12 protein-coding genes and 3 pseudogenes are annotated in these 15391 nt (G+C 62.4%); 6 read left to right on the forward strand and 9 right to left on the reverse strand.

The window, feature by feature from the left end:
• Positions 1-25: 25 nt before the first annotated feature.
• A pseudogene (locus tag CIT25_RS28610) lies at positions 26-1196 on the reverse strand (cytochrome P450).
• Positions 1197-2330: 1134 nt separating this feature from the next.
• On the opposite strand from CIT25_RS28610, the gene CIT25_RS28620 reads away from it, so the two are divergent.
• Genes CIT25_RS28620 through CIT25_RS28635 form a run of 4 tightly spaced genes read left to right on the forward strand, consistent with a single transcriptional unit; the run spans position 2331 to position 5399 of the window.
• A complete protein-coding gene (locus tag CIT25_RS28620; RefSeq protein ID WP_024505654.1) occupies positions 2331-2627 on the forward strand; it encodes a DUF2604 domain-containing protein in 297 nt (98 codons plus the stop codon).
• Between the two features lie 10 nt (positions 2628-2637).
• On the forward strand, positions 2638-3237 hold the full coding sequence (locus CIT25_RS28625; RefSeq protein WP_370453329.1) for a putative metal-binding protein: 600 nt from the start codon (positions 2638-2640) through the stop codon (positions 3235-3237).
• Positions 3234-3722 carry a Mov34/MPN/PAD-1 family protein gene (locus CIT25_RS28630; RefSeq protein ID WP_091595801.1) on the forward strand — a complete coding sequence of 163 codons (489 nt, stop codon included), beginning with the start codon at positions 3234-3236 and terminating at the stop codon, positions 3720-3722. The genes CIT25_RS28625 and CIT25_RS28630 overlap by 4 nt, the downstream gene beginning before the upstream one ends.
• A 3-nt stretch (positions 3723-3725) precedes the next feature.
• Complete coding sequence (locus tag CIT25_RS28635) at positions 3726-5399, forward strand: E2 ligase fold family C protein (RefSeq protein WP_245330028.1); 1674 nt, start codon at positions 3726-3728, stop codon at positions 5397-5399.
• Positions 5400-5499: 100 nt separating this feature from the next.
• Here CIT25_RS28635 and CIT25_RS38725 read toward each other — a convergent pair whose 3' ends face one another.
• The 8 genes and pseudogenes from CIT25_RS38725 to CIT25_RS28670 form a co-directional block, all read right to left on the reverse strand.
• Positions 5500-6933 (reverse strand): S8 family peptidase, encoded by a 1434-nt coding sequence (locus tag CIT25_RS38725; protein ID WP_363331711.1) that lies wholly within the window; start codon positions 6931-6933, stop codon positions 5500-5502.
• Positions 6934-7028: 95 nt separating this feature from the next.
• Positions 7029-7967: pseudogene (locus tag CIT25_RS38730) on the reverse strand (S8 family peptidase); the annotation flags it as partial.
• 17 nt (positions 7968-7984) lie between these two features.
• Positions 7985-8971, reverse strand: coding sequence for an AAA family ATPase (locus CIT25_RS28645; RefSeq protein WP_095488552.1), 987 nt, complete (start codon positions 8969-8971; stop codon positions 7985-7987).
• A 356-nt stretch (positions 8972-9327) separates the two neighbouring features.
• Positions 9328-11298, reverse strand: coding sequence for a relaxase/mobilization nuclease RlxS (gene rlxS / locus CIT25_RS28650; RefSeq protein ID WP_095488553.1), 1971 nt, complete (start codon positions 11296-11298; stop codon positions 9328-9330).
• Positions 11299-11477: 179 nt separating this feature from the next.
• Entirely contained in the window at positions 11478-12161 is a 684-nt protein-coding gene (locus tag CIT25_RS28655) for a lytic transglycosylase domain-containing protein (RefSeq protein WP_095488554.1), read from the reverse strand.
• Entirely contained in the window at positions 12149-12697 is a 549-nt protein-coding gene (locus CIT25_RS28660; RefSeq protein WP_029354919.1) for a S26 family signal peptidase, read from the reverse strand. The genes CIT25_RS28655 and CIT25_RS28660 overlap by 13 nt, the downstream gene beginning before the upstream one ends.
• Positions 12694-12963: a helix-turn-helix transcriptional regulator gene (locus CIT25_RS28665; RefSeq protein ID WP_029354917.1), complete on the reverse strand. Its 270-nt coding sequence runs from the start codon at positions 12961-12963 to the stop codon at positions 12694-12696. Before CIT25_RS28665 ends, CIT25_RS28660 begins: the two co-directional genes overlap by 4 nt.
• A gap of 181 nt (positions 12964-13144) precedes the next feature.
• A complete protein-coding gene (locus CIT25_RS28670) occupies positions 13145-13468 on the reverse strand; it encodes a DUF736 domain-containing protein (protein WP_008871905.1) in 324 nt (107 codons plus the stop codon).
• Positions 13469-14231: 763 nt separating this feature from the next.
• Here CIT25_RS28670 and CIT25_RS28675 point away from each other — a divergent pair.
• On the forward strand, positions 14232-14831 hold the full coding sequence (locus CIT25_RS28675; protein WP_127295616.1) for a hypothetical protein: 600 nt from the start codon (positions 14232-14234) through the stop codon (positions 14829-14831).
• Between the two features lie 63 nt (positions 14832-14894).
• Positions 14895-15188: pseudogene (gene groES, locus CIT25_RS28680) on the forward strand (co-chaperone GroES); the annotation flags it as partial.
• Positions 15189-15391: the final 203 nt, after the last annotated feature.

Raw genomic sequence — 15391 nt, forward strand, 5'->3', positions numbered from 1 at the left:
ATCGCGAATCCCGGCGGCGTCCGCATCACCAGAGAACCGGGAACTCCTCGAACCCGCCAGTGATGATCTCCTTGCGCAACTTCAGTTCTTCGGGCGCCACGGCCAAGCGCAGCGCGGGAAAGCGCTCGAAGATCGAACCGAACACCACCTTGAGTTCCAGCCTGGCCAGCGCCATGCCGACGCAGTAGTGCGCCCCGTAGGAGAATGCCAGGTGCGGGTTTTCGTCGCGTCCGATGTCGAAGATTTTCGGGTCGTCGAAATGGCGCGGATCGAACGAGGTCGCCGGCAGGCCGACCAGCACCTTGCTCTCCGCAGGAATATCCACGCCCGCGATGGTTACGTCGGTCCTCGGATAGCGCATGATGCCGTCCCAGCCCGCGCCTGGCGGGTACATGCGCAGGATTTCCTCCACCGCCTTGTCCACTAGAGATGGATCGCCGACCAGGCGTTCGCGCTGTTGCGGATAGCGGAACATGGCCAACATGCCGAATTCGATCTGTGCGCAGGTGCTCTCGTGCCCGGCCACCAGCATGCCCGCAGCCAGGCCGATCGCCTCTTCCTCCGTCGCCTTGCCTTGGTCGACCGCCGCCAGCAGATCCGTCAGCAGGTTGTCGCCCGGATCCGGGCGCTTGTCCCGCATCTTGCCGCGAATGTAGGCGCGCAGGTCTTCCCAGGCTAGGCGCGACGCGCTGCGCGGGCCGCTTTCATGCTGGTGCGTCATCACCTCGTCGGACAGCCCGGCAAAAAAATCGTGATCCTCGTAGAGCAAGCCCATCAGCGCGCAGATGACCATGGTCGGAAGGGGAAAGGAGAGGTGGCGCCGCAGGTCGGCGGGCTGGGGCTGGGCCGCCAGGGTCTCGAACAACTGCCCGGCGATCGCCTCGACCTGCTGCGCGAGCAGCTTTACCCTTGGGTTGCTGAAGGCCGGTGCCACGATCGTGCGTAACCGGGCATGCTCGCTCCCCTCGTGTGAAACCAGCCACCCCGGCGAACCGAGGATCACCGAATCCGGTGAAAGCCGCCGGCGGCATTCCCGCGGGCCGGAACGCCGCGTCGGACAGCACCGCCTTGGCCTCGTCGTAGCCTGTCACCCACCAGCCTTCGTGCCCGGACGGGAAGCGCACGCGGTGGATCGGACCGTTGGCGCGTAACGCCAACATCTCGGGCGAGGGCTCGATATGATCTACGCGCCACATCGGCAGCGTCGGCAGCGGTTGTTCGGACGTCGTGGCACTTCACTTTCTAACCGATGGAAGGGCAATCCGTGTTGCTAGCATCTCAATTGCAAAGGCCGCGCCAAATCTCACTGGGCAGTAAACGCATGGCTCTCCCCGAAAACCTCCACGATCCCGGCATGTCGACTATGCGGAACCCGACATGTCGGCTTTTGCCAGTGTCAGCTTTCGTTCACGCATGACGCGTTTCGCGCGCCGCCCACCCAAGCCCGTGAGCACGCTCGGCAAGGGCGCCCCAGGCGGCTTGCAGACCATCAGGCCGCATCTCCGCGCCATAACGGCGATCGCGAAGTTATCGATCCGATTGCCAGTTGCTGATGCAAGCTCTTGTGAACGGCCGTTTGGAGCCGGCCCGCAGCCCCGCCGGCAGTATCGAGCAAGCCGCTTGCGCCGGCTCGCCATTAGCAGGCGAGGACGAAGGTCGCCGGCGGCAAACGCACGCGAGCACATTGCAAGCGACATCCGCGAACGCGGCGCCGACTGGTCAGCCTCCGCCTCGGTGCCCGCATATGTCCGCGAGTCGAGCAGCGCCTGCGCCACGAAATGAGCAGAACGCGTTACGAACATCGACCGCCGGCTGCTGCGCATGCGCGATGATGAGGCCTGGTCTCGCAGCGGCATGCGTTCCGAGAGATGCTGCACCAGGTACGAGGCGACCTTATCCAACAAGGCACCACTTGCGCTGTTTTGTGGAGACGAGCGTCGGCATGCATCCATGCGGGTGCTTGAGTGGTGAAGACTCTGAACGACGGTTCCTATGGCGCTGCCGGCGCAATCAGCTGCTTGGGGACGCGTGACGCAGATCAAAGCTCCCCTTGCCGAGCACGGAGCAGGCGAGTGAGAGAGCAGATGAATAGGCGTGTCGCCAATATTTTCGCATTGCTCTAATCGATTATAGTTGTGAGGAGCAATTTGAGACCATTTACTTGCGGCTCAAGTCACCCATAAAAGAAGGCAAGCACCGATTCGGTAGCTTATCCCCTGTCTTTCGCGTACTCGCGGCCGTGGCGCCGGGTGAACGATTGAAGACCGCCGGTCTCACTCGCAGGTGGGTGCCAGGGCGTGGGGCGGTTGGCAAGCCACAGGAGTAGGACAATGTCGAAGGATTCGGGTAAGGGCGATAATCACGGCGGCGGACCGGGCAAGATCGAGATCACGGTGGTGGTGAACGGCCAGCCCACGCAGGTCGAAGCCAATCCCAACCAGCCGCTTCACGTCATTCGTACCAAAGCCCTTGAGAACACGCAGAATGTCGCCCAACCAGCCGAGAATTGGGAATTCAAGGATGAGGCCGGCAACTTGCTCGACGTCGACAAGAAGCTTGGCGATTTCGGTTTCCCGAATACTGTGACCCTGTTCCTCAGCCTGAAGGCGGGCGTCGCAGGTGCCTAAACCCCAAAGTGTGGATCCGGAGGTCTCCCGAGCGAAGTTTGATCGGGAGATCGGCCGGTTCCGGCCATATGCTGATGTCTATCGGGCTCAGGGCTGCTTCTTGATCGAGGCGACTTTTCCGCGCGCTTTCTTCATTTTCGCCAGCCCCAAGTTAAAGCCACGGGTGGTCAGCGCAGCGAGCGAGGTCGACTTCACCGACTACGACTTAAGACCACCGTCCGTGGTCTTCGTCGATCCGTTTACGCGTGATCCGATTGCCCGGAAAGATCTATACCTGAAAATGCTTAGACGTCCGCCGCTGCCCGGAACGCCGCCGGAGATGATAGGAGCTCTCATCCAGCAGAACGCCGTGCCGCTGACGGACTTCATCCAGGCCAACAGTCCCGAGGACGAACCATTCCTGTGCATGGCGGGCGTCCGGGAATACCACGACAATCCAGCCCATTCAGGTGATCCATGGCTACTTCATCGGGGTTCTGGCGAAGGCTGTTTGGCCTTCATCCTGGACAAGATCATCAAGTACGGAATCGTTCCTATAGAGCAGTTGCAGATTCAACTCCAACCGACAATCGTAGGAATGGTGGTATCCCCTCAGGCGATACAAGAATGACTGGTTTGAGAGATGTAACGATCGTGACTCTCCCGCGCGGCTGCATCTCGACCACGCATGGGCATCTGCGCTCAGTTGGTCGCGAGGGCAATGAGGGGATGGCACTTTGGGTCGGCGTTCAGGAAGACCGGCACTTTGCCGTAACAGAGACGGTTATCCCGGCGCAGCGTCACATTCGAACAAACGATGGCGTTTGCGTGATCGTTGCGGCCGAAGAACTGCACCGGCTCAATGTCTGGCTCTACAAAAGCGGCCTGAAACTCTTGGCCCAGATTCACAGCCATCCGGGCCGCGCCTACCATTCGACGACGGACGACGCTTATGCGGTTGCTACCACGGTTGGGTGTCTGTCGCTGGTGGTGCCGAATTTCGCCCGCGAGCCTTTCGATTTTGCTCGGGTCGCCGCCTATCGGCTTGACGAAAAGGCCAAATGGAATGCGCTCCCTCCCGCGGCACTGTCGCGAATGATCATGATATCGAGTTGAACAATGGCATTCGCTAACTTCATCGATCGCGCCGCCACGGCGGCATCTCAGGTCCTGGCCGATTTTCATCTGGGAGACTTCAAAGCAGCTCTTGAAAAGCAGGTCGTGGCAGTCGCCTTCGACCATCAGGCCGCTTCCTGCGCCGAAGGCCAGGCGACACTAGATCTTGCGGTGAGATTGCTCGCTAGGCTCTACCCGGTTCTGGCGATACTCCCGCTGGACAGCGCGGCGAGCTCTCAAGCCCAAGCGCTGGAGCGCTTGGCAAAGTCGATCAATCCAAAAGTCGGCATCCGGCGTTCCGGCAAGTCTGCCACCGTCTGCGTCGTTGCAGGGGTAACGCGCCCATCACTCCGGTGCCCGATCTTTTTCGTGGGATCGGACGGTTGGGCGGCAAAGCTGTCGCGTACGGACCCGGTGGGCTCTGGCCCAAGTCTGCTGCCTTATGGAGCTGGCGCCGCCAGTTGCTTCGGCGCCGCCAACGTCTTTCGAACTATCTTCGCCGCCCAGTTGACCGGCGCCGAGTTGGACGAAACCATCGACCTCTCGCTATGCAGCTACGACAAGACCAAAGCCGGGGAGGCTGGCCCGATCGACTTCCCAGTCGACCTTGGCGAAACCCACCTCGTTGGGCTCGGTGCGATAGGCCATGGCTCGCTTTGGGCGCTAGCGAGACAACCCGATCTCAAGGGTCGTCTGCATGTAATCGATCACGAAGCGATCGAACTCTCAAACCTGCAGCGCTACGCATTGGCCGGCCAGGCGGAGATTGGTATGTCCAAGGCGGTTCTTGCAGCCACCGCCCTTAGATCGACTGCCCTTGAGGTCGAGGCGCACCCTCTGACGTGGGCAGAATATGTTGCGCGCCGGGGCAATTGGGTCTTCGACCAAGTGGGTGTGGCGCTTGACACCGCCGCCGACCGTCTGGCTGTCCAAGGTGCACTGCCGCGATGGATCGCAAACGCTTGGACGCAGGAGCACGATCTCGGTATCTCCCGGCATGGTTTCGATGACGGCCAGGCTTGCCTTTGTTGCATGTACCTGCCATCCGGAAAATCCAAGGACGAGCACCAGCTGATTGCCGAGGAACTCGGAATACCGGAAGCACACGAGCAGGTGAAAACGCTCCTGCAGACCAATGCCGGAGTTCCCAACGACTTTGTAGTTCGCGTGGCTACAGCGATGGCTGTGCCGTTTGAACCGCTAGCCCCGTTTGTCGGCCAGCCCCTGCGCTCCTTTTATCAGCAGGCTATCTGCGGCGGTCTGGTGTTCCAGCTTAGCGAAGGAAGTCGCCGCGTTCGAACTGTGGTTCCGATGGCCTTTCAGTCGGTGCTTGCCGGGATTATGCTTGCCGCGGATTTGGTCAAACATAGTGCGGGGTTTCCCATGAGCCCGACGACGAGCACTCGGGTGAATCTTCTGCGCCCCCTTGGCTCTCACTTGCACGATCCGAAGGCCAAGGACTCCAGCGGCCGCTGCATCTGTAGCGACGACGATTTCATTGCCGCTTATAGGCGCAAATACGGCGAGCGCGTTGATCAGGTAAGCGATGTCTCGGCCGCCTTAGCAGACGCGCACCTCTCCGTGGACGCAGGGGGCGCGGCTTGTGGGCGTGACCATGGGCGCCATTATGACACGCTTGGCCCGCTCCTTTGCCGGCCTATCGTCCTCCGCGCATGATCCCTGACACCTCCTTGCCGACGTGATGATCCAGCACCAGCCGCCATGGCACCAGAGGCTGGTCAAACCTCCGTTGTTGGCCGGTTTGGACAGTGCTGCATCAGGTCTCGACCGACGTCTCGACAGTCAGGGCTGCTTCGACGGGTGTGAAGATGTCAACATCGACCCCAGGCGCCCGAATCGTCACAATCAGGGCGTACCGAGCCAGAGCGTCGACGCGTTCCAGGTAAGGCTTCTCCTTCCACCAGCCCCCGACCGGGAACACGCCGATCGCGTCACGCTCGGCGAGATCGGCGGCGCTGCCCGACCAGAAATCGGCGTGCAACGAGCCGCGATCGCGGAAGGTGCCGAGCAGCCACTCTTCTCCGCCTCCAGCAGGCGCCCCTTCCTCCTCGTCCCGAGCGGCCTGATTGATGCGGGCTCGGAATTCGTCGACTGTCTCGGTCGCTGACTTTACTCTGAACCGAAGACCATGGGACGCGTAACGATGCCGGCGGGTCCATCCGCGTTCACCGGGGTTGGGTTCGATGAAATAGGACAGCGTGACGCGGAGCTCGACCTGGGCAGCGCCGAGCGCCGCGAGCTGCTCCTTCGGCCAAGGCAGGCGATGCAGCTTCATGTCACGCGTTTTGGCAGCCGCGCCGCCCTCGCGCTGGAAAGGCTGAAGCTCATCTTCAACGATAAGCGTGAGGTCGTTCACCGTTGACAGAAGCGCGCGCCCAAGATCTGGCACGCCATAACCATAGCGCCGCACGAGCGCCTGGATCTCGCCCTTCGCTCCGTTGCACGCATCGATGCGTGCGCGCATCGCCGGAGTCCATTCGGCCGAGTGGACGATCAGGGCGCGAACCGTTTCAGGCCACAGCTCGGGGCGCGCTGATAGAATTAGTCCCGCCATCCGTGCGGCATGGGCCGTTGCCGCGCTCGTATCTCCGAGGGTGGTGAAGTGGCGCAGTTCGGGTCGATAGAAAGTGGTCAATATCTGCAGATCGTCGATCGGCTCGCCAGGCAACACACCGTCATGGGCGAGATTGCCGCCTTCGAAGACGACCTCGGGCTTCACCGGCCACTGCCTGTCCCAAACGACCGAAGTGCGACTGCGCGGCGAGAGCTCGCCCACCGGCGCGATCGGAGCGTAGCCCGCAAAGTCGGTGTCAATGATATCGACCTTTTCTGTGAAAGCGCCGACCGTCAGCGCATTCCAGGCCTGAGAAGGATCATCGACTGCTTCCAGATCGTTGCGCGTCAAATGCTCGGCCGGCATGAGGTCATCGCCGATGTTGCCGGCAGAGAGAACGATCAAGCGTCGCTGTTCCTCTTCGAAACAGAGTTGGTCGATAGCGGCAGACCACGATGTGGGCCTTCCACGCGCCGGACTGGCGCTTGTCACAGCCATTGCGATCGCGCGGCGGCGCTCCGGCGCCTGCACCTCGGCGCGGGCGATCGCTTCCGCGGTGATCGCGCCATAGAGTTCTGGATCGTTTGCCTCGTCTTCTGGCGGAAGGATACGAACACTCTCCAGCCGAAAGGGCAATGAACTGGATCGCCTCCGACCAGGAGCGGGACCAGATCACCGTACAGGCCGACACCTGCCATTCGCGTCCCGTGGCCGCTCCACGCAGGTGTGTCGTCGCTGCCCCATGCCGGTTTGACGGTGTGCCAGTCTTCAACGGCAAGTGCGGGTTCGATCAACGGGTGGGTGCGACGCACGCCGCTGTCGAGAATGCAGACCGCAATATCGGTTTGAGGCGGTCTGACGCGCCCGAGAAGCTCGTCGCTCCAGTCCCTTTGCTCCGCGCCGCCAAGGCCCATGAAGAAGGACGGCGTATCCTTCGCGCGCCGCAGCTCGGCGACGACATCGCTGTGCGCAATCATGCGGTCGAGCATTGCCGTGCTGGCGAGTGCCAGCATGACCACCCGCTCCGGAAACCTGACCGCATGCGTGCGCAAAGTGATGTTCAGGGCTTCGGCAATGTGCTCGAAGTTCTCGCGGCGACCGTCGCGCAGCCAGACTTCCCACCACACCTGCTCGTCAGCGGCCTGGGGGAAGAGGTCGTCGTGGTCGGTAAACAACAATCGTGCAGTCGCCAGCCTGACTGTCTCCATGCGGGAGACGAGCGGCTCGTTGCGCGGTCTGCCGCGGTCAGTGTCAACGTCTCGATACGCCTCGACTTTCCGCAAATAATAGGCTTGCGCGCTTTGCGGCAGGAACACCGACGCTGTGATGGGAGCACCGGGTTGAGTTGGCTCATGGACGGCGACCAGCTCCATGTGCTGGCGACGATCGGCCAACTGGTCGAGGGCCGCCCGTCCGGACATGGGCAGATCGATCTCGAGATAAAAGCCAGGCGTGCCGACCGACAGCTGGGGGTCACGCGCCGCAATCTGCTGGCGTGCACTTTCGACCGCTTGTTCGATGGATTGCGTCAAGGCCGCAGCATGCGACGCCCGATCACGCGCCGGCAGCGGCGGTGCATGTATAAGTTGGTTGGGCCGCCGATAGGCTTCCCGAATGCCGTTGTTGCGAAGGTGGATATGGGCGCGGTCGCGCGGAAAATCGTCTGCCATTATGATCTGTGCTGTCGCTACTCAGACAGCGAAGCCTGCCGGCGTTCCTTCAGAGCGTCGATGAGCGCTTCCGAGGTGATCCGCTTTCCCCCCCGCAATATGATGGTTTTTGCAGCGTCGTCGGCCGCGCGGGTGATCTCGGCCTGCGACAGTCTCTCTGCCTGAGAGATCGCCTCGTTCCAGGCAAGCCCTCTGGTGTCGAAGCGGTCGAGTCGAGCCCGAAGCAGCGCCTCGATAATCGGCCGATCGGGCACGGCGTATTCGATGACATCGTCGAAACGGCGGAACAAAGCTCTGTCGAGCAGCTCGGGATGATTTGTTGCCGCAATAATCAGGCTGTGGCTGTCGTCTTGCTCGAGAAACTGCAGAAACGAATTCAGCACGCGCCGAATCTCGCCAACATCCTGGCGTTCGCCTCGACGCGCGCCGATGGCATCGAATTCGTCAAAGAAGTAGACGCCCCGCGTCGCCTGCATTGCATCAAAAACAAGCCGCAGCTTTCCGGCAGTCTCTCCCATGAACTTGGTGATCAAACCATCGAGGACGATCGTGAAAAGGGGCAGATGAAGCTCCCCGGCCAATGCCGATGCGGTCATCGTCTTGCCTGATCCTGGCGGGCCGACCAGAAGCAGTTTGCGACGGGGAACAAGCCCGTGCTCGCGCAAGCTTGCTTGTTGGCGCTGCTCTCCCAGCACGCGGTGCAGGCGCGAGCGCAGACTGTCCGGCAAAATCATGTCGGTCAGTCGCAGGTCCGGATAGCGCACATGCAGGAGCCCTGCGAGCTCGCCCTTTGGCTGAAAAAGGGGAACCGGCCGACTGCTCTTGGCAATCCGGGCGTCCCTGCTCTTGGCTGCGTCGACCAGATCCTTGAGCTCCTGAGCAAGCTTGCCATGGCCTTGACGTGCCTCATGCGCAGCAAGCTGCATCGCGATAGAGAGGAAACGATCCTCGTCGCCGGCAATGTGGCTTTTAAGCAGCGTCACGATATGGCGGGCCGTGGTCATGGCTCTCTTCTGGGGTATCCGTTTACTTGGCGAAGCGCATGCAACCTAAACGCTTTCAACGGCGATTTGTATCGCGCAATGGTGTTTTTTCTCTTGCCGATGTTCGCCCGTGGCAACTTCAGCGGTGAACTGTTGCGCCGCGGTCATAGGCCAGCCGGAATAACGCCGGCCAGCAGACAACAGTCCGCATCTTCGAGCGCTCGAAGTCTGGCCACTCACGCAGCGTGTCGGGTCCGAACGCTCCAAAGCCGCCCCGCCTGGCAGGTCCATGCGACCGATTGCGGTCGTGCGGCCATAAGGTCTACGCGGGCTCGCATGGCTGCCCGCGCCGCTGGCTAAAAAAGCTGTACACCATCTCACGAAACACCAGGTCCGCTCCTTTGCCGGCCGACGGTCCATGAAATCCCCTCCCCACTCACGACACCGGAGACCTCCTTGCCCACATGGCGCTCAAGCACCGGCCGCCATGGCACCAGCGTGAACTCGCGCGACTTTTCAACGACGGCATATTTTCCGCTGGCAAGCTCGACGGAGCGGCGGAGCGTACCCTCTACTCGTCCTCCGGATCGCGCTTCGGCATAGGGCAGGCCAAGTTCCTCCGACAGTTGGCCAGCAACACGGTTCAGTTCTCGCTGGCGCAGGATCGAAAGCATGTTGGCTCGATAGACGATCCGATCCTGTTCTTCATGCGCGAGGCCTTGCGCGATCAGCCACTGCCGCCGGCGAGCTTGCGCCTCTCTCACGTCGCGGCCGAAGCCGGATCCGTGCAAAGGCTCGGGTCTATCGGCAACCAGCTCCCGGTCGAGCCAGGTGGCGCCGTTGAAGCTGACGTGTCGCTCCAGCGCCATTGAGGAGAGCTTGTCGGCAACGACAGGCTCGGCCCTGGCCCGCTGGCCCTCATAATTCGCGACGCGATCGAGATGGTCCGGCGCGATGAGCCAGGTGCCGTTCGGCTCTCGCTCGACGCCGCCGGTCGCGCGGCGGATCGCCTCCAGCCGCCGCACATGCGTTCGCGCAAAGCTCTCGGTGGCGGATGGGTCATGCTTCAGGTGCATATCGACGTCGTAACGGCCGCCATGCGCTGCGGCGATTTCGGCGATGGTACGATCGACCTGCCTCGGCTCGGTGTTCCTTGGCGCGACACGCACGATGCAGCCATTAGGCATCGTTTCCATCGCCTCGCCTCTACCGATGTCGATCCAATGGCTCTTACCGTCGACGGCGTCGACGATCATGTAATGGCGGTCATTGATCTCGTCGGCCAGTCCACGCGCGACAACGCGACCGACGAGAGACTGGACGGGCTCGCCGGCTCGATCGTGGATCACCCAGTCGGCGGCACTGCGGGCAAGCCCCTTGCCGGTCAGTTCGCGGTGCATGGTCTTGATGATGTCGCCGCGTTCGCCGGTGCGGCGCAGCGTGGCTTCGAGCTCATCGTCGAGGCGCCAGGAGCCAGCGCCGACCTCCGCGGCCAGACCCATCCGCTCGAGCTTGCGCAGCCGTCCCTGGTGCAGCGTCTGGCGAATGGCGTCGGGACCGCCCGGCGAGACCAGGCCGTCATCATCACGCATGCTGAGCAGCCGACGGTCGATGCTGGTGAAGCGTTCCTGCTCCATTTCCCGGCGCAGGCGAAGCTCAATCTCGCGGTCGGTTCGCGGACCGAGATCGAGGCTGACCAGCTCGGCCGCCCGCTCGCGGATGCCAGATGAGATATATTCGCGCGCGATGACCAGGTTCTCGCCACGGTCGTCCCTGCCACGGACGATGATGTGGCTGTGCGGGTGGCCGGTGTTGAAATGATCGACCGCGACCCAGTCGAGCTTCGTGCCGAGGTCTTCCTGCATCTGCGCCATGAGCCGCCGCGTCAGCGCCTTGAGGTCGTCGTACTCGATGCCGTCTTCGGCAGCGACGATGAAGCGGAACTGATGGCGGTCGCCGTCCGCGCGATCGATGAACGCCTTGCCGTCGACGCGGCCGCTGTCGGCGCCGTAGAGCTCGCCAGGTTCACCTTCGCGGGTGACGCCGTCGCGCTGAAGATAGCGTAGATGGGCACGCGCCCCGTCCGCGCCCTTGCCGGCGAGCTTGACGACCCGCGCCTTGACGATCACCCGGCGCTGGCGGAAGGCGGCATACCGGTCGCGCGATTTCAGCAGTGCGGCGGCCGCCCCGCCGCGCCCTGTCCGGCTTCCGGTGAAGCGACCACCGCGTTGCGGCCGGCCGCCAGCCCGGTTGATCGCCGCACGAACCTGGCCGGCATAGCGTTTGCCGGCCTTCGAGCCGCGCGACCCGATTTTGCCGAGCTTCGGCCTGAACTCGTCATCCTTAATGCGAGCCTCCCAGACATATCAAGCAAAATCAGATACTTACACGTCCAACCCTCTTGGCACCGGCGGCAGCCTCCCGGAAAAACGATGTGCAGACAAAGATTTAACCGCCTCCTGGAGGCGGTACCTTTATCTTGCCTTACGCGCCCAGCCCCGCCAGACGCGCCCCCGTCCGCCCATGGCTAACGCACCGGCTCCTTCGGCTGCGCGCCGTCCTTGCCGAGCGGCACGAAGAGATCGCCGTTTCGCACGCCTGAGTGAACACCGTCATGAATGAAGAACAGCGACCGTCCGAGAGGAGCGATTTGCGCCTTTGGAGCGACAGATTGGCTTTCGAACGCCTCGATGTCGGCCGCCGAAACTCCGGCCGCCTTGAGTTGGTCGAGGTACTCGACGGTCTCTTCTGGCAGCGGTTTGCCACGCTTCAAATGCTCGTCGTAGCGCTCGGGACCGGCATTGTAGGCGCCAAACAGGCCAGGAAATCCGAAGCGGTCATACATGGCGCTGAGATAGGCCGTGCCGGCCAGGATATTGTCGCGCGGATCGTGCGGGTTAGGCCCAAGGCCGTGTTCGACCCGCATCTCCTCATAGGTGCCGGGCATCACCTGCATGAGGCCCATGGCGCCGGCGCGGGAGGTGATGGGGCGGCCGTCGCGCATCGTCTTGCCGCCGCTTTCGGCAGCCATGACGGCATAGATCCAGGCTTGGGGAATATGGAAGCGCCGGCTTGCTTCCGATACCAACGTCTGCCACTTTCGCAGCTGCGGACTTTGGGAGATGGCGACCGGCTCAGCGCCGGTCGAGGCGGAACAGGCGCATGGCGCAATGGCGATCATGCCCAACAAGAGGAGGGTCACTCGGTCCATAGCGGTACGAGCCTCCCGATGACATTTTGAGTGGGAACAGGCCCGAAATAGCGGCTGTCGAAGGAGCGGTTTTTGTCGCTGCCGAGCAGGAAAACCTCGTTATCCCCGAGCGCTCGGCAGCCGTTCCACCATGGCAAAGGTCGGCCTTCGGCGTCGATTTTGAGCCGGCGCGCGACGATGTCGCCGCCGATGATGATGGCGTCATTGAAGGCGCAGACATTATCGTCCGGCAGCGCTGCAAGACGTTTTGCCAGCGGCACATTGCGAGGCAGATAGCTGCGCTCGGCGGCGAGATACGCCGCGTATTCAGGCGGGCGCACGAGCACGAGATCGCCACGCGCCAGCGCTCCCGCAGCGATGCGGTAAAGGCCGATCGGCGCGCTGGCCGAGGCGTTCCAGACCAGCCAAGGGGTGGGCTTTCCCAGCGCCGTGAAGCCCAAAAGACCGAGACCGGCCGCGGCCAAGGCGACCGTCTTACGGGCTCGAACACGCCTCAGGCGGCTGCCGATCAGATGGATGGAAGGGCGCCGCCTCATGAACGGCCTCCCGTGCCGCCCTGGCCGGAACCGGCCTTGCCATCGCCGGCGGTGGAGTGCTGCGGGTGTCCTTTCGACCAATGGTCGAGTTCGTCGATGTGATAGCGGACATAGCGGCCGTGCTTGCGGAATTTCGGGCCGCCGCCCTTGAGCCGCATCTTTTCGAGCGTGCGCTGGGAGAGCCCGATATAGAAGGCGGCTTGGGCTGTGCTGAGAAACGGGCTGCCCTTTTTCGCGCGGGCCGCGCGTTCGTTTTCGTCGTCCATGATGATCCTCGTTTCGCTTCGGACAAGCGAGGGGGAGGATGGGCGAGGGAGATCGTCTCGGGGACGGGCGAAGAGTCGGGGGAGAGTTTTCGCCGCCCTTTTAGGGCGGACGGGGTTTGGGTGGAACTCCTGGGAATGAGCCCCACGCCGGGGCTGCGGCGCGAGGCTCTATCTCGGCCGATCAGTCGGCCGGGTTCCAGATGATGGCGTAGGTGTCGTCATCGTCCTGGCCGGCGGCGCGGCCGAGATTGGCGTAGAGCTTGCGCGGTCCGAACTCCGGCGCTGCAATCGACAGGCTCACATAATCCTTGCCGGAAGTCTCGCCGGTGCGGATCCAGCCGGCGCCAACTTCGACCCCTTGCGTAAGCACCCGGAAGTCGGGATGGTTATCGGCGCTCTTGGCCTGGTTGGGGACGATATCGATGTCGGCGCGGACGCTGAGCGTCTTGAGCTGGCCCTTGTAGGCGCCGTTTTCCTGCTTGTTGACGTAACCGATCGCGGTCATTTCGAAGTCTCCTTTTTTGCTTTCGCCGGGGACCATCCCCTGCGATGGCGCACCGTAATGGGCGCGTCAGGACCGCCTGAACCCGACAGGGCCGCAGCGACAGCGAAGGACCCGAGCGGGCAGCTTTTTTGTGAGCGAAGCGGCGCGAGGAAGCCGCCGCAGGCGGCGGGGAAAAAAGCTGATGGCGAGGGTTTCGGGCGGCCGGACCCGCCCATAGGTCGACAAGCCAGCCGCAGGGATGGTCCTTGGAGAGAGCATGGAGACCGCTCGCCAAGTGCGGTCTGTCAGCCAAGCAGGACGCCGGGAATGAAACGGCCTGCAAAGATGCTGCGCCCTTATGCCGGATCGAGATCGTGCCAGCGGGTCGGGCGCCAGAGCAGACATCCGGCATGGTGCGATCGATGAAAGCAGGGCTCGCCAGCGGGAATCTGATACGCGAAGGGGCCAAAGCAAGGCTGGATGAGAAGCCGGTGCTACCTGCAGGTCCAGTGTCAGGCGGCGGCGCTCGGGAAGCCGCTACGCAACGTGACGCGCTCTTATGAGACGAACAGACCGGCCCCTAATCGATCGACCGGTGGGCGGCGCGAAACGCGTCATGCCTGTCCGAAAGCTGACAGTGGCAGAAGACGCATGTCGGGTTCCGCACAATCGACCATGCTGGATTTGTGGAGGTTTTCAGGGAGAGCCATGCGTTCACTACCCAGTGAGCTTTGGCACGGCGTTTGCACTTGAGATGTGGCAACACGGATCGAAGGTTGACTGCATGCACAAGCGCGAGATGAGCAATGCTCTCCTTTCCTGGAGGCTTGGCAGCAGATTCGATTGTGACGTTGCGAGGAGCTTCAGCCGCATCGCGGCGGAAGTGATCTCAAATCTGGAAGGCACCGTTGGGGCCGCAGCCATCAAACACATCTTTCTCTTTTTCGCAGCGCTCGTCTTCAGCGCGATGCGGACTTCTTCGCGTCGACGGCGGCCGAAGGTGGAGAAGGGCTCGACTTGCAAAAAGGAGTTGTCAATGACGTCTTACGTTCGCACCAACAGCCCGGCGCAGGTGCGCTCACTCTCCACCTTTGGCAAGCATCTGCAAAGGAGCGTGCTGACGGCGGCGCTGCTTGCCGCGGCTTCGACGGGAAGTGAAGCGCAGCCCTATGTTCGTGCTGACGGCAGCACGACTGGCGACTTGGAAGCGGCGCGCGCAAGTTGGCGTCATGACGCCGAATTCAACGGAAATGTGGGGCTCGGAGCCATCAACGCGGATGCCGCGTATGCGTTGGGCTTCACCGGGAAGGGGGCCAGAGCTCCTCGCCTGCCCTCGTCCGTCTTGACGAGTGCCCGCTTACAGCCTACCTCACTATCGCGTTAGCACTCGTCCATCGCGAGTGCTAACAAAAACCCCTCAACATCCGCACCAGGGAAAAATCCGAAAATGGCAAAGTCGAAGTTCCGCCCGCTTCATGACCGCGTGGTCGTACGCCGGGTTGAATCCGAATCCAAGACCGCTGGCGGGATCATCATCCCCGATACGGCAAAGGAAAAGCCGCAGGAAGGCGAGATCATCGCCGTCGGCTCCGGCGCCCGCGACGAAGCTGGCAAGCTCGTCCCACTGGACGTCAAGGCCGGCGACCGCATCCTGTTCGGCAAGTGGTCGGGCACCGAAGTCAAGCTCAATGGCGAAGACCTTCTGATCATGAAGGAATCCGACATCATGGGCATCATCGGCTCATATCAGGCCCTTTCGTCAACTGAATTCCCGGGCTCGATTGAAGCCCCTGCCAGGAGCTAAAAATGGCTGCCAAAGACGTAAAATTCTCCCGCGATGCCCGCGAGCGCATGCTGCGCGGTGTCAACATCCTCGCCGACGCAGTGAAGGTCACGCTCGGCCCCAAGGGCCGCAACGTCGTCATCGACAAGTCGTTCGGCGCA

Source organism: Mesorhizobium mediterraneum (assembly GCF_002284565.1).
GTDB lineage: Bacteria > Pseudomonadota > Alphaproteobacteria > Rhizobiales > Rhizobiaceae > Mesorhizobium > Mesorhizobium mediterraneum.

Coding starts and splice junctions, on each gene's coding strand:
- CIT25_RS28635 (WP_245330028.1), top strand. CDS start 3,726: ATGGCATTCGCTAACTTCATCGATCGCGCCGCCACGGCGGCATCTCAG.
- CIT25_RS28660 (WP_029354919.1), bottom strand. CDS start 12,697: ATGAGGCGGCGCCCTTCCATCCATCTGATCGGCAGCCGCCTGAGGCGT.
- CIT25_RS28620 (WP_024505654.1), top strand. CDS start 2,331: ATGTCGAAGGATTCGGGTAAGGGCGATAATCACGGCGGCGGACCGGGC.
- CIT25_RS28655 (WP_095488554.1), bottom strand. CDS start 12,161: ATGGACCGAGTGACCCTCCTCTTGTTGGGCATGATCGCCATTGCGCCA.
- CIT25_RS28675 (WP_127295616.1), top strand. CDS start 14,232: ATGCACAAGCGCGAGATGAGCAATGCTCTCCTTTCCTGGAGGCTTGGC.
- CIT25_RS28645 (WP_095488552.1), bottom strand. CDS start 8,971: ATGACCACGGCCCGCCATATCGTGACGCTGCTTAAAAGCCACATTGCC.
- CIT25_RS28630 (WP_091595801.1), top strand. CDS start 3,234: ATGACTGGTTTGAGAGATGTAACGATCGTGACTCTCCCGCGCGGCTGC.
- CIT25_RS28665 (WP_029354917.1), bottom strand. CDS start 12,963: ATGGACGACGAAAACGAACGCGCGGCCCGCGCGAAAAAGGGCAGCCCG.
- CIT25_RS28670 (WP_008871905.1), bottom strand. CDS start 13,468: ATGACCGCGATCGGTTACGTCAACAAGCAGGAAAACGGCGCCTACAAG.